Raw genomic sequence first — 13,002 nt, 5'->3', positions numbered from 1 at the left:
GAGCGGCAGGAAGCCGATCTCGCCCGCCGCCCCGTGCGCGCCGGTGAAGAGCTCGCCGTCGGCCACGACGCCCATGCCGAGGCCGGTGCCGACGAGGACGTAGACGAAGAGGCGGCTGTCCTGCCCGGCGCCGAATGCGTACTCGCCGAGCGCGGCGAGGTTGGCGTCGTTGTGGATGGACAGGTCCGGGCCGCCGAGTTGGGCGCGCAACTGCTGGACCAGCCCGGCCCGGCCCCAGCCGGGCAGGTTGACGGCGTAGCGGACGCGGCCGGATCCGGCGTCGAAGACGCCGGGGGTGCCGACGGCGGCGTGGACGACCTGTTCCGCGGCGACGCCGGCCTCCGTGAGCGCTCGCTTCGCCGCCGCCGCGACCGCGTCGGCGACGGCGTCGGCCGTGGTCCCGTCGTTGGGGACGTCGACGCGGGCCTGGATGCGACCGGCGAGATCGGCGACGGCGATCCGCAGCCGGGCGCGGCCGATGTCCACGCCGAGCACGTAGCCGGCGGTCGGGTCGGGCTCGTAGAGCACCGCGCTGCGCCCGCGTTCGGGGACGATCGTGCCGACCTCGCGCACCAGGCCGCCCTGTTCCAGCGCGGCCAGCGCGCTGGACACCGTCGGCTTGGACAGGCCGGTGTCGCGCGCGAGTTGGGCGCGGGTCGCGGTGCCGACGGTACGCAGGTGCTCCAGCAGCAGCAGCTCGTTGTTGCTGCGCAGCCGCGTGCGGCTCCAGGGTTGCTCGTCCACGGGCTCCAGTTTCTCGAGCGGTTCGGCCTCGGTCGTCGTCGGCCCTCAACTCTAGACAACTGTGATCGCCCGGAGCCTTGACGGCACTAGTAAAGGAATTTAACTTTACAAGCCCCACCCCACAACCCGCTCCCCAACGGAGGCCTCCGATGTCCGACCCGGCCGGCTCGTCCGGACTGTCCAGAAAGGTCGGCCTGTTTCAGGCGACCGCCATCAACATGAGTCAGATGTGCGGAATCGGGCCGTTCGTCACGATCCCGCTCATGGTCGCCGCCTTCGGCGGGCCGCAGGCCGTCATCGGCTGGATCGCCGGCGCGATCCTCGCCCTGGCGGACGGCCTGATCTGGGCCGAGCTCGGCGCCTCGCTGCCGGGCTCCGGAGGCACCTACGTCTACCTGCGCGAGGCGTTCCAGTACCGCAGCGGCAAGCTGATGCCGTTCCTGTTCGTCTGGACCGCCATGCTCTTCATCCCGCTGATCATGTCGACGGGCGTCCAGGGCCTGGTCCAGTACCTCGGCTACCTGTTCCCGAAGCTCACCACGGGTCAGGGCGACATCATCGGGGTCGGCGTGGTGGCGCTGGTGATCCTGCTGCTCTGGCGCAAGATCGAGAACATCGGCAAGGTCACCGTGGCGATGTGGGCGGTGATGATCGTCTCGGTCGCCGCCGTCATCCTGGCCTCCTTCACGCACTTCCACCCGTCGCTGGCCTTCACCTGGCCCGCGCACGCGATCCAGCCGACCCACGGCGCGTTCTGGATCGGCTTCGCCTCGGGCCTGACCATCGGCATCTACGACTACCTCGGCTACAACACCACGGCCTACATGGGCGCCGAGGTCAAGAACCCGGGCCGGGTGCTGCCGCGCTCGATCATCTGGTCCATCGTCGCCATCATGGCGATCTACCTGCTGCTGCAGATCGGCGTCCTCGGCGTGATCCGCTGGCAGGACATGCTCGACCCGAACAACGTCGCCTCCCAGTCGGTCGCCTCGGCCGTGCTGGAGAAGACCTTCGGCAAGACCACCGCCGATGTGGTCACCTGGCTGATCCTCATCACCGCCTTCGCCTCCGTCTTCACCGGCCTGCTCGGCGGCTCCCGGGTGCCCTACGACGCCGCGCGCGACCAGGTCTTCTTCAAGTCCTTCGCCAAGCTGCACCCCAAGCACAAGTTCCCGGTGCTGGGGCTGGTCAGCATGGGCGTCATCACCGCGGCCGGCTTCCTGTTCGCCCGCCACGTCGGCACCACCGCCACGCACCCGCCGCTGGGCATCCTGATCACCCTGCTCACCACCGTGATGGTGATCATCCAGGCGCTCGCCCAGATCGCCGCGGTCACGGTGCTGCGCAAGCGGCAGCCGCACCTCGCCCGACCGTACAAGATGTTCCTCTACCCGCTGCCCAGCGTCGTCGCGGGCATCGGCTGGCTGGTCATCTACGGCTACGCGGACAAGGCCAACCCCGGTGTGCACCCGATCGAGTGGTCGCTCGGCTGGGTGGCCCTCGGGGTCGTCGCCTACCTGATCTGGTCCCGGGTGGAGAAGTCCTGGCCCTTCGGCGAGAAGCAGATCCGCGAGCAGTTCCTCGCCGACCAGCAGGCCGCGGAACTCGCCGGCTCCGCCGCCACCACCAGCTGATCCACCGACAACGGAGCCACCTACAGCGGAGCCGCCGCACCCGGCGGCCCACCGATCCTGCGGGCCCGCCCCGGACCTCCCCGCCCGGCCGGGCCCGCACCGAGGAAACGCAACGATGCCCGTGACACCGCAGGACCCCACCCCGCCGCCCCACGCCCACGACGACCCGGACACGACGCCGCGCACCGTCATCGGCATCGACTTCGGCGGCACCAAGACCGAGCTCGCCGTCGCCGACGTGCACGGGCGCCTACTCGCCCGCGAGCGCCTCGACACCCTCGCCGAGCACGGCCCCGACCAGACCCTGGCCCGCACCGCCGACGCCGCCCGGCGGCTGGCGCGCGCGGCGCGCGAGCGCCACGGCGCGACCGTGGCCGCCTACGCCGCCGTCGCACCGGGCATCGTCCAGGCCGACCGGATCCTGCTCACCCCCAACCTGCCGGGCTGGGAGAAGCTCGCCCTGTCGGCGCGCCTCGCGGAGGAGTTGGACGCCCCCTCCGTCGCCGTCGCCAACGACGTGCGGGCGGGCGCGCTCGCCGAGCTGCGCTTCGGCGCGCTGCGCGACGCCGACCCCGGCCTGTACGTGAGCCTCGGCACCGGCATCGCGGCCGCGCTGACCGTCGGCGGCGAGGTCCTCGCGGGCGCGCACCAGGCGGCCGGGGAGATCGGCTACGTCAACCCCGGCGGCGCGCCCGTGGACGCGGTCGCGTCCGGACACGCGCCGCTGGAGGAGTTCGTCGGCGGGAAGGGCCTCGGGGAGCGGGCGGCCGAGCTGCTGGGACGGAGCGTCAGCGCCGACGAACTGTTCCGCAGCACCGACCCGGCGGCCCGCGAGCTGGCCGAGCACGCGCTCACCGTGCTGGCCGTCACCCTCGCCAACCTCTCCGCCTTCACCGACCCGGCCAGGATCGTGCTGGGCGGCGGCATGATGGCCGCCGCCGAGGTGATCCTGCCGACCTTGGGGCGCCTGATCGCGGGCGCGACCCCGTTCCCGCCCGAGGTGCGGGCCGCCCGGTTCCTCCAGGACGCCTCACTGCACGGCGCGGTCACGCTCGCGCTCGACAGCCTCCCCCCGTGCCGCCGCACCGGCGGCGGCAGCCGTCCGCGTCCCATCGCACCCCTGGGAGCCCTTCGATGACGACCACCCAGCTCGCCGCCGTCCCGGGCGCGCGCATGGAGGCCGAGATGCACCAGCAGCCGGAGGTCCTGGCCGCCCTGGTCGACCGCTGGCCGGCGCTGACCGCGCAGGTCGCCGCCCTGACCGAGGGCGCGCCACCGCTCGGCGTCGCCTTCCTCGCACGCGGCTCCTCCGACCACGCGGCCCTGCTCGGCCGCTACGCCGTCGAGCTGCAGACGGGCCTGCCGACCTGCCTGGTGGCGCCGAGCGTGGCGACCGCATACGGCAGGGTTCCGGAGGGCTTCCGGGGCTGGCTGCTGGTCGCGCTCTCGCAGTCCGGCCGCACGCCGGAGATCGTCGACCTGGCGCGCCGCTACGCCGCCGCGGGCGCGCGGGTGATCGCCGTGACCAACGACGGGGGATCCGCGCTGGCGGGCGCGGCCCACCTGTCCGTCCCCCTGGAGGCGGGCCCCGAGGTCGCGGTCCCGGCCACCAAGACCGTCACGGGACAGTTGCTCGCCCTGCTGGCCGTCGCCGGCGGCCTCGGCCCCGCCGGGTCCGGCGGCCTGACGCAGGCTCAGGCCGCGAGCCTCCCGGACGCTGTGGCCCGGGTGCTCGGAGACGGGGAGAGCGCGGAACGCGCGGCCGGGCTGCTCGCCGGCCACGACCGGATGGCGGTCGTCGGGCGCGGCGCCTGTTATCCGGCGGCCCTGGAGAGCGCGTTGAAGCTCCAGGAGACCACCGGTCTGATGGCGCACGGCTTCTCCACGGCGGACTTCCGCCACGGGCCGATCGCCGTCTGCGGCCCGGACGCTCCGGCGCTCCTCCTCGCGGGTTCCGGCCCCGCGGACGCCGACACCCTCGACCTCCGCGCCGCCCTCGCGGCCCGCCGCGCCCCGGTCCTGCTCGCCGGCACCGCCCCCGAGGCGGGCCTCTCCTGGCCCGCTCTCGGTCACCTCGGCGAGTGCCTCACGGCCACCGTCCGAGGCCAGCAGTTGGCCCTGGCGACCGCCCGCCGCCTCGGCATCGACCCGGACCGGCCGACCGGCCTCAACAAGATCACCATGACCAGCTGACCGTCGCGCTCCGGTCCGACGCGGCCTCTCGGCCGTGCCGGGCCCGACACCGGCTGGAAACCGGCCGCTCACAAGTCCTCCATGCGCCCGCCGCGTGCAGTAGGCTCAAACCAACACTGCTCACGGCGGGCGCAAGGATGTTCACATGTCGGCTGCGGAACGCGCCAGGGAACAACTCGTCGGCTGGCCCGACCTGACGCTCGGCCAATCCTCTTGCGGAGTAGGCACGTCGCTCTCCTCCGCGGGCCAGGAGATCGTCCACTTCCACACCGGCGCGCAGACCGACGTGCAGTTGACCCCGGCCGCGATCGCACGCCTGGACGAACGCCTGCGCGAGTCCACGGCGGTTCGTCTGCACGCCGACTCCGGCTGGGTGACGGTGCTGGTGGAGTGCGACACCGACATCGACCTGCTCTCCACCCTGGTCAGCGTCGCCCTCCAGGCCAACTCCGCGGGGCAGCCCGCTGCGGCGCCCACGCCGTGCAACTTCCAGCGCACGACGATCCTCCGCCCCGAGGCCCCGCAGCAGGCCTCCGAGGCGCGCCGCCCCCTCCTCGGCCTCCGCCGCCGCGGCGTCATCCGCCCCCACCACGCGGCGTAAGCCGCACGCACCCGCCGTGGGCCGGGTCCTGTGCGACTCACAGGTGCAGTCGGCAACAGTTCACCAACGTGACGCGGACTCGTCAGGTCTATGGCATCTCCCGTGGAAAGCATGCACGCTGACAGGTAATCCGAGCATGCACGATCACCTCGCCCACGGGAGTGAAACCCATGCGTCCGAAGTCCCGCCTCGCCCTCGCCGCCGCTGTCACCGCGGCGACCGCCGGGATCGCCGCTCTCTCGCTCGCGCCGCAGGCAGGCGCGCAGACCGCCGCGCACAAGGCCGCCGCCGTGCACGCCCAGCTCGCCGCCTCCGCCCTGCCGACCTACTCGCACGTCGTGGTGGTGATGGAGGAGAACCACGCGTACAACGAGATCATCGGCAGCAGCTCCGCCCCCTACATCAACTCGCTCGCCAACGGCGGAGCGCTGATGACGCAGTCGTTCGCCGTGACGCACCCGAGCGAGCCCAACTACATGGCGCTCTTCGCGGGCAGCACCTTCGGGCTCAGCTCCGACAAGTGTCCCGTCAGCGAGGGCACCACGGCCAACCTCGGCTCCGAACTGCTGGGCGCGGGCGACACGTTCAAGGGCTACTCCGAGGGTCTGCCGAGCACCGGCTCGACGACCTGCACCTCCGGCGCGTACGCGCGCAAGCACTCGCCGTGGGTCAACTTCAGCAACGTCCCGGGCTCGGACTCGGTCGCCTTCAGCGCGTTCCCGTCCAGCTCCAACTACGCGAGCCTGCCGACGCTCTCGTTCGTCATCCCGAACCTGAACGACGACATGCACGACGGCACCGTCGCGCAGGGCGACACCTGGCTGAAGAACAACCTGTCCGCCTACGCGACCTGGGCCAAGGCCAACAACAGCCTGCTGGTGGTCACCTGGGACGAGGACGACTCCACCGAGAGCAACCAGATCGCCACGATCTTCTCCGGCGCGAACGTCGTCACCGGCAAGTACAGCGAGAAGATCAACCACTACAACGTCCTCTCCACGCTGGAGCAGATGTACGGCCTGGCCAAGACCGGCAGCGCCGCGAGCGCCACGCCCATCACCGACATCTGGGGCTGACGCGTTGGCCGCTCGACCAAGGTTCCGCCGTCCGCTGCTCGCCGGGGCTCTCGCCCTGGCGGCGGCGGGCGGCGCCCTCGGCGTCACGCTCGCGACCGGCGGCACGTCCGCGTCCGGAGCGGGGCCGGCGTCGTTGCCCGTGACCGTCGACAAGCACGCCTGCGGCGCGCCGCCGACCCGGCTGTCCGCCGGGCCCTTCGTCTTCGACGTGCGGGACGCGGCGACGACCTTCGTCACCGTCTACCTGACCGACCCCACCGGGGCCCGCGCGTACGCCGAGATCCGCTGGCTCGGCCCCAACCACGCGCTGCCGCTGTCCGGTTCGCTCGCCGCCGGGCGCTACGCGCTGCGCTGCGTCTTCTCCGACGGCCCCGTGCTGACGTCGTCCACCGTCGCCGTGAGCGGTTCGGCGCCCGGCACCGAGACCGGCTACCGGCCGATGGCCAGCATGGAGCTGCAGCAGCCGGTGACCGCCTACCGCGCCTGGGTCTCGGCTGCGCTGCCCGGGCTGCTCGCCGCGGCCCGCACCCTGGACGGCGACGTCGCCCGCGGCGACCTGACCGCCGCCCGGACGGACTGGCTGCCCGCGCACCTCGCCTACGAGCGGCTGGGCGCCGCGTACAACTCCTTCGGCGACTTCGACGACGAGATCGACGGCCGCCCCGACGGACTTCCCGACGGCGTCGAGGACCCCGGCTGGACGGGCTTCCTCGCGATCGAGCACGCCCTGTGGCACGGCGTCTCTGCCGGCCAGGTGCGCCCGCTGACACAGAAGCTGTTCAGCGACGTCAACGGGTTGATCGCCGACTTCCCGAGCGAGGACATCGACTCCGAGGACCTGCCGCTGCGCGCGCACGAGATCCTGGAGAACGCCCTGCAGTTCCAGCTCACGGGCCAGGAGGACCAGGGCTCCGGCACCACGCTGGCCACGCTCGACGCCAACGTGCAGGGCACCGAGGAGGTGCTGTCGCTGCTCACCCCGCTGGTGCGCGAGCGCGACCCCGGACTCGTCGGCGCCCTCGACCAGGACCTGGCCACGCTGCGCGCGCAGCTCGCCGCCACCCACGCCGGCGGGGCGGCCTGGGCTGCCGCCGTCTCGCTGGACCGGACCGCGCGCGAACGTCTTGACGGCTCGCTGGGCGCACTGCTGGAGCAGCTCGCCGCCCTCCCCAACCTGCTCAGCCCGAGGAACGGAGCCTGACCATGAGCGAACCCCAGCTCTCCCTCGGGCGCCGGGGCTTCCTGCAGCGGGCCACGGCGGGCGTGGTCGGCGCGGCCGCGCTGGGGGTCACCGCCGCGGACTCCGCCCGCGCGGCCACGACTTCGGCCGCCGCGGCATCTTCCGGCTCGGGCCGGATCATCCCCTTCGAGGGTCCGCACCAGGCCGGCATCCTCACCCCGCCGCAGGCCGCCGCGAGCTTCGTCTCCTTCGACGTCATCGCCCCCGACCGGGCCGCGCTGCGGGACCTCTTCTCCGTGCTGACCGACCGCGTCCGCGTCCTCACCGCAGGCGGCCCGGTCGCGGCCACCGACCTCGCCTCCGCTCCGGCCGACAGCGGCACGCTCGGGCCCCGTGCTGCCCGCCGACGGACTGACCGTCACCGTCGGCGTCGGCGCGTCCCTCTTCGACGAGCAGCGCTACGGGCTCGCGGCGCGGCGTCCGGCCAAGCTGACGGCCATGCCGGTCTTCCCTGACGACGACTTGGCCCACTCGACCGAGCTGCACGGCGACCTCTCCCTCCAGCTGTGCGCGGACTCGCGTGACACGGTCGCGCACGCGCTGCGGGACATCGCCAAGCACACCCGCGGTGCGATCCAGGCCCGTTGGAAGATCGACGGCGCCCACTCGGCCCCCCGCCCCAGCGGCGCCCCGCGCAACCACCTCGGCTTCAAGGACGGCATCGCCAACCCCGACACCACCAGCGGCACGGTCACCGACGCCCTGGTGTGGACCCACGGCGGCCGCGACGGCGAGCCGGCGTGGACGGAGGGCGGCTCCTACCAGGTGATCCGCATCATCCGGATGCTCGTCGAGTTCTGGGACCGGGTCTCCCTGGACGAGCAGGAACGCATGATCGGCCGCCGTCGCGACTCCGGCGCTCCGCTGGACGGCTCCATCGAGACCGACGCCCCCGCCTACAAGGCGGACCCGCAGGGCCTCTACATCCCGATGGACGCCCATATCCGTCTGGCCAACCCGCGCACCCCCGCCACGACCTCCCAGCAGATCCTGCGCCGCGGCTACAACTACGAGCGCGGCCTCGACACCGACGGCAACCTCGACCTCGGCCTCGTGTTCTGCTGCTACCAGCAGGACGTCTCCCGCCAGTTCGCCGCCGTCCAGTCCCGCCTCGCGGGCGAGCCCCTCGTCGACTACGTCTCCCCCACCGGCGGCGGCTACTTCTTCGCCCTCCCGGGCGTCCGCGACCCCCACGACACCTTCGCCTCGGGCCTGCTGGCCTAGGGCTCTTATGGATCACGCCGGGCGCGCGACGCCGGAGCACGCACCTCGCTGCGTCGTCGTCGGTTGCCCATGCTCCGCATGGACGCCCTCCTCCGCATTGCGACAAACGCACTCCAAGGCCGCACGCTGATCCGACCTGATGGTGGGTCCGGCCGACGGGACGAGGGCCGAGGGGCCGGTGAGCGGCGGGGTGCGGCCCGGGTGGCGGACCCTGGGCGTGTTCCTCGTCTCGGGCGTCGCCCACGCGGTCAGCCTGGCCGGCTGGGCGCTACGCGGCGGCGGGGACTCCGTGGCGGGTCCGAGCCGGGGTCGGCTCCTCAGTCGCGTCGGAAGGAGTACCCGCGCTCGACGCGGGCGACCTCGACCGTGTAGCTGTCGTACCAACGCTCCCGGCCGAGGCGTTGGGCCTCCAGGTGTTCCGGATGCGCCTTCCACGACGCCACCGAGTCCGCGTCGGCGTAGTAGAGGACGACGAGATCCTCACCCCTCCCGTTGGTCATCGACTCACGACCCAGGTATCCCGGCTGCGCGCGGCCGAGTTCGCCCATGCGGCGGTCCATCTCGGCGTAGCCGTCGAGGTCTTCGCCGAGGCGGCTGGTGATGATGACGGCGTAGTACGGCGGCTCCGGGCGGACGAAACAGGGGTCGGCCATGGTGGGCGTACTCCGTTCGGTCGGGCACGGGAGGGGCCCGTGTCGGTGAGATGCGGGCGGGCTGCTGCGGGCCTGCCTCAGTCGGCCAGGTCGGCGAGGGTGTTCCAGAACATCAGCTCGTAACCCTGCAACAACCGGCCGTACTCGAAAACGTCCCGCCCGTCGGTGCGGTCTTCGGATCCCCAAGCGGACGCCGTAGCGGATGCCGAAGCAGACGCCGAGGACGCCTGCCACTCGGCCACGACGGCGAGCGCACGGGCGTCGGCGTCCGGGTCGGGCGCGGCGAAGAAGTCGAAGAACGCGCAGGCCTCGTCCGCGAATCCGTAGCGCTCGCGCAGCGCGCGGGCGGCGGTGGCGCAGTAGCCGCCCCAGGCGGCGAAGTTGGCGGTGAGTGCGAGAACGACGCCGGCCGGGTCGCCGTTCAGGGCGAGCCAGGCGAGGTACGCGGGGTATGCCTGGCAGCCGACGAGTGGGGCGCGGGCGCGCAGCGCCGCGTCGTCGAGGCCGCAGGCATCCGCGAACGGCGACAGCAGCGCCAGCGCCTGGCTCTCCCCGGAGGCCAGTTCGGCGAAGTACGCGCCTGCGGGCGCGTCCGCGCAGCGAGCGGCCAGCACCAGGAAGCTGCGGCGGTCGCTCGCGATGATGCGCCGCTGTTGCGCGGCGAGCTCGCCGAGCATCCGCAGCGGCGCGCTGCCGTCGGCGATCCGCCCGATCAGCCGGTTCTCCCCGGCGCCCGGCGCCAACTCGTCCCGTACCCGGGCCAGCAGACCCGCCGCGTCCTGCCCCATGGAGTGGGCCCCTCACCTCGGGGACGTGCCCGTCCCGGTCCTCGTGCGTCCACGCACCGTCCACGTAATCACAGGCGGGGCCCGATGGACGAGAGGCTGGCCGGGGGCGAACGGGAGCTCCGCGGCGAACATCACCCGCGCGACGCGGCGACGACGTGAGCCGCAGCGAGCGTCGGCGTCCCTGTATCTCCAGGGGGTCGTAGTATGCCCCCGGGGCCGGGTTCGTGAACCGGTCAACCCCGCTGCGCTCGGGCTCTGCTCTGCTCTGCTCGGCTCGGCTCGGCTTTGCTCGGCTCCGCGAAGGGACGGCACCCGCGGTGCGCAGCCACGCCTGCTGACGACCCGGCATGCCCCGTCCCTGAACCGAACCACACAAGGAGTGCCGACGGTGACCGAACCCGAGCCCGCCGAGGTCCCTGACTACCTGCGCGCCATCGCACGCGCGTTCCCGGCGGTCTCCTCCGTGGTCACCGACCCGGAGGGCAGGGTGCTGCTGGTGCGCAGCTTCAACCGCGAGCCGTGGGGCTGCCCCGGCGGCGTCATCGACCCGGGCGAGTCGCCGGAGCAGGCGGCCGAGCGGGAGCTCGCGGAGGAGACGGGCCTGCGCCTGCGCGCCGGGCGGCTGCTGCACATCGCCTGGGCCCGGGGCGACGGCGGCGATCTGCTGAACATGCCCGGCGTCCAGTTCTACTTCGACCTGGGCGCCGTCCCGCTCCCCCACCCGCCGCTGCGCCTCCAGCCGGATGAGATCCGCGACGCCGCGTGGGTCGCCCCGGAGGACCTCCCCTCCTACACGGGCGCACTGCGCGTCTCCCGCATCCGCGCCGCCCTGGCCGCCCGCGCGGGCGACGAGGTCCGCGTCCTCTCGGCCACCCGCGCCGAAATGGACGCCGACGCGGCCGCGTTCACGGCGCGCCGGGACCGGCACTGAGCCGCATCGCGCGGCTTTCGGTCGGGGCCGATCGCTCAGGCCAGGCGCGCCGCGGCCAGGGACAGCGCGCGGTCGAGCGCCGTCTCGGCGTCGCACGGCACGTCGGGGCGGACTCCGGTGCCCTCCCAGTTGGTGCCGGAGACCGGGTTGACCGCGCGGCCCTTGGGCACGCTGAGCTCCAGGTGCGGGTGCACCGTCCAGCCCTCACGCGGGTGCGCGCCGCCCCAGTGGCTATTCGCTGAGCGCTGCCAACTCCCTTTCCACCGCAGCCGTGTGGGCCTCCGCGTCCTCGCGGGCGCGGCGGGGGCTCCAGCGGCCGGTCATGGTGAAGACGAAGGGGAGGAAGACGGCCTGGCCGGCGAAGCAGATCCACCACCAGGTCCGCCACTGGCCCGGACCGTCCTTGGCGGCCTGCTGCACCTGGGTGCCGTAGGTCCGCAGGACCGTCAGCTGCGGCTGGGCCTTGGCCACCGTCTGCAGGTCGGCGGGGCTGACCTGCTGGGCGGCCTGGGCCAGCAGCGTGGGCGGGATCGCGTTCGGCGGGTACTTGGCGAGTTCGGCGAAGAGCTGGGGGTGGGCCTGGACGATCGCGAGCGCGGGTCCGGCCTCGGCCTGGGCGGCGGCGACCTGGGAGCCGTGCTCCACCAGCGGGGTGACCGCGGTGACGACGACGGGCACGAACGCCGCCGAGACGGCGACGACGATGCGGATGATCCACCCCCACACCGCCAGGCCGGTGGCCGTCGCGGCGGGGTTGTGCTTCTCAACCGTCTCGGTGAAGCTCGCCATCCACGGCGCGTAGGCGACGCCGCTCAGCACGCCGACGGCCGCGCACAGCGCGGCGAACGTGTAGTAGCCGGTGGTGGGTTGGGTCGCCTTGGTGGCGAAGAGCGCTGTCGCGGCCATGCAGCCGAGCGCGCCCACGATCATGAACGGCTTGCGCACCCGCAAGCGGTCCGAGAGCAGTCCGACCACCACCAGCGCGATCGCGTTCGGCGCCCAGTACCAGTTGGCCAGCGCGTTGGCGCGCTGCTCGCTGTAGCCGAAGGTGGTGGCGAAGTAGACGACGAAGTTGCCGACCGCGGCGAAGTAGAAGAGCAGGAAGACGCTGATCGCGAAGGCCGAGCCGACCACGTCCAGGCGCATCATCTGCCGCCAGTGGCCCGATCGTTGCTGCTCGGGGTCGATCCCGGCCGCCCGGGCCTCGACCAGCGCGCGGTCGCGCAGGCTGACCATGATCTGGTCGCGCAGCCGCGGTGACAGCTCGCGCAGGCCGAACAGCGCCACAACGAAGACCAGCAGGCCCGCGTAGCCGGAGTAGCGCAGTTCGTCCTGCCAGGTGGCGGAGGCGAGCGTCGCGCTGGTGACGCTGGTGACCACGAGGCTGCCGATGACCGGGCCCATGGTCCAGTAGCCCATGGCCGTGGCGCGGCCCAACTGCGGGGAGAAGTCGCGGATCAGCGCCGGGGTGGCCACCAGCACGATGCCCTCGACGAAGCTGACGGCGGCGAACAGCACCAGGTAGGCGGTCTGGTTCGGCGCGGCGGGCAGGCCGAACACCAGCAGCAGCGACGCGACCAGCAGCCCGTAGACGACCAGGTTGGCCCGCCCCCAGCGGTCCGCCAGGCCGGCGACCAGGGAGGCGAACGCGCCGACGGCGTTGCCGATGACGCTGATCCAGACGAAGTCGCGGAAGGTCATCCCGTAGTGCTGGATGATCGAGGTCGCCACCGCGTACTGCACGTAGAGCTCGTAGTAGAGCACCACGGTGGTGACGACCACGATCGCGAGATAGAGATAGCGGCGCGCCGTGTCGGGGTAGTGCGGGAGTTCTCTTCGCCAGAGCCTGGCCAGCGGATTCGGGGCGGTCTCGGGAACGGACACGGTCACGGTCATGCAGGGCCCTCCTCGTCGCCGA

Annotated in this window: 12 protein-coding genes and 1 pseudogene; 8 read left to right on the top strand and 5 right to left on the bottom strand. The window is 72.8% G+C overall.

From position 1 onward, the window contains the following. Window positions 1-753: ROK family transcriptional regulator (locus TR48_RS01655; protein WP_042364195.1), on the bottom strand; the 753-nt coding region annotated here is incomplete at its 3' end. Window positions 754-893: 140 nt separating this feature from the next. Between TR48_RS01655 and TR48_RS01650 the strand changes: the two genes are divergently transcribed. From TR48_RS01650 to efeB, 7 genes and pseudogenes are all read left to right on the top strand, one after another. Next, window positions 894-2,378 (top strand): APC family permease, encoded by a 1,485-nt coding sequence (locus tag TR48_RS01650; RefSeq protein WP_042363988.1) that lies wholly within the window; start codon window positions 894-896, stop codon window positions 2,376-2,378. A 115-nt stretch (window positions 2,379-2,493) separates the two neighbouring features. After that, window positions 2,494-3,516 (top strand): ROK family protein, encoded by a 1,023-nt coding sequence (locus TR48_RS01645; protein ID WP_063770875.1) that lies wholly within the window; start codon window positions 2,494-2,496, stop codon window positions 3,514-3,516. Continuing rightward, window positions 3,513-4,571 (top strand): SIS domain-containing protein, encoded by a 1,059-nt coding sequence (locus tag TR48_RS01640; protein WP_052442333.1) that lies wholly within the window; start codon window positions 3,513-3,515, stop codon window positions 4,569-4,571. Before TR48_RS01645 ends, TR48_RS01640 begins: the two co-directional genes overlap by 4 nt. Window positions 4,572-4,716: 145 nt before the next feature. Further along, complete coding sequence (locus tag TR48_RS01635; RefSeq protein WP_063770874.1) at window positions 4,717-5,172, top strand: luciferase domain-containing protein; 456 nt, start codon at window positions 4,717-4,719, stop codon at window positions 5,170-5,172. A gap of 170 nt (window positions 5,173-5,342) precedes the next feature. Continuing rightward, on the top strand, window positions 5,343-6,248 hold the full coding sequence (locus tag TR48_RS01630) for an alkaline phosphatase family protein (protein WP_084728691.1): 906 nt from the start codon (window positions 5,343-5,345) through the stop codon (window positions 6,246-6,248). A 4-nt stretch (window positions 6,249-6,252) separates the two neighbouring features. Next, window positions 6,253-7,449, top strand: a complete 1,197-nt coding sequence (locus tag TR48_RS01625; RefSeq protein WP_152627746.1) for an EfeM/EfeO family lipoprotein — start codon at window positions 6,253-6,255, stop codon at window positions 7,447-7,449. Between the two features lie 2 nt (window positions 7,450-7,451). Then, window positions 7,452-8,712, top strand: a pseudogene (gene efeB / locus TR48_RS01620) (iron uptake transporter deferrochelatase/peroxidase subunit). 317 nt (window positions 8,713-9,029) lie between these two features. On the opposite strand, the gene TR48_RS01615 reads toward efeB, so the two are convergent. Together TR48_RS01615 and TR48_RS01610 are read right to left on the bottom strand one after the other, a co-directional pair. Then, on the bottom strand, window positions 9,030-9,365 hold the full coding sequence (locus TR48_RS01615) for an antibiotic biosynthesis monooxygenase family protein (protein ID WP_042363987.1): 336 nt from the start codon (window positions 9,363-9,365) through the stop codon (window positions 9,030-9,032). 77 nt (window positions 9,366-9,442) lie between these two features. After that, window positions 9,443-10,153, bottom strand: coding sequence for a thiaminase II/PqqC family protein (locus TR48_RS01610; protein WP_042363986.1), 711 nt, complete (start codon window positions 10,151-10,153; stop codon window positions 9,443-9,445). 388 nt (window positions 10,154-10,541) lie between these two features. On the opposite strand from TR48_RS01610, the gene TR48_RS42870 reads away from it, so the two are divergent. Beyond that, window positions 10,542-11,084 (top strand): NUDIX domain-containing protein, encoded by a 543-nt coding sequence (locus TR48_RS42870; protein WP_052442331.1) that lies wholly within the window; start codon window positions 10,542-10,544, stop codon window positions 11,082-11,084. A gap of 35 nt (window positions 11,085-11,119) precedes the next feature. Here the strand turns inward: TR48_RS42870 and TR48_RS39940 are convergent, their stop codons facing one another. Together TR48_RS39940 and TR48_RS01600 are read right to left on the bottom strand one after the other, a co-directional pair. Then, a complete protein-coding gene (locus TR48_RS39940) occupies window positions 11,120-11,278 on the bottom strand; it encodes a hypothetical protein (RefSeq protein WP_236651962.1) in 159 nt (52 codons plus the stop codon). 37 nt (window positions 11,279-11,315) lie between these two features. Continuing rightward, window positions 11,316-12,980, bottom strand: a complete 1,665-nt coding sequence (locus TR48_RS01600) for an MFS transporter (protein WP_042363985.1) — start codon at window positions 12,978-12,980, stop codon at window positions 11,316-11,318. Between the last annotated feature and the right edge of the window lie 22 nt (window positions 12,981-13,002).

Origin of the sequence: Streptacidiphilus neutrinimicus (assembly GCF_000787815.1) — a bacterium.
In the GTDB taxonomy this organism is placed as follows: Bacteria; Actinomycetota; Actinomycetes; order Streptomycetales; family Streptomycetaceae; genus Streptacidiphilus; species Streptacidiphilus neutrinimicus.
This window is presented reverse-complemented; position numbering and strand designations above follow the sequence as displayed.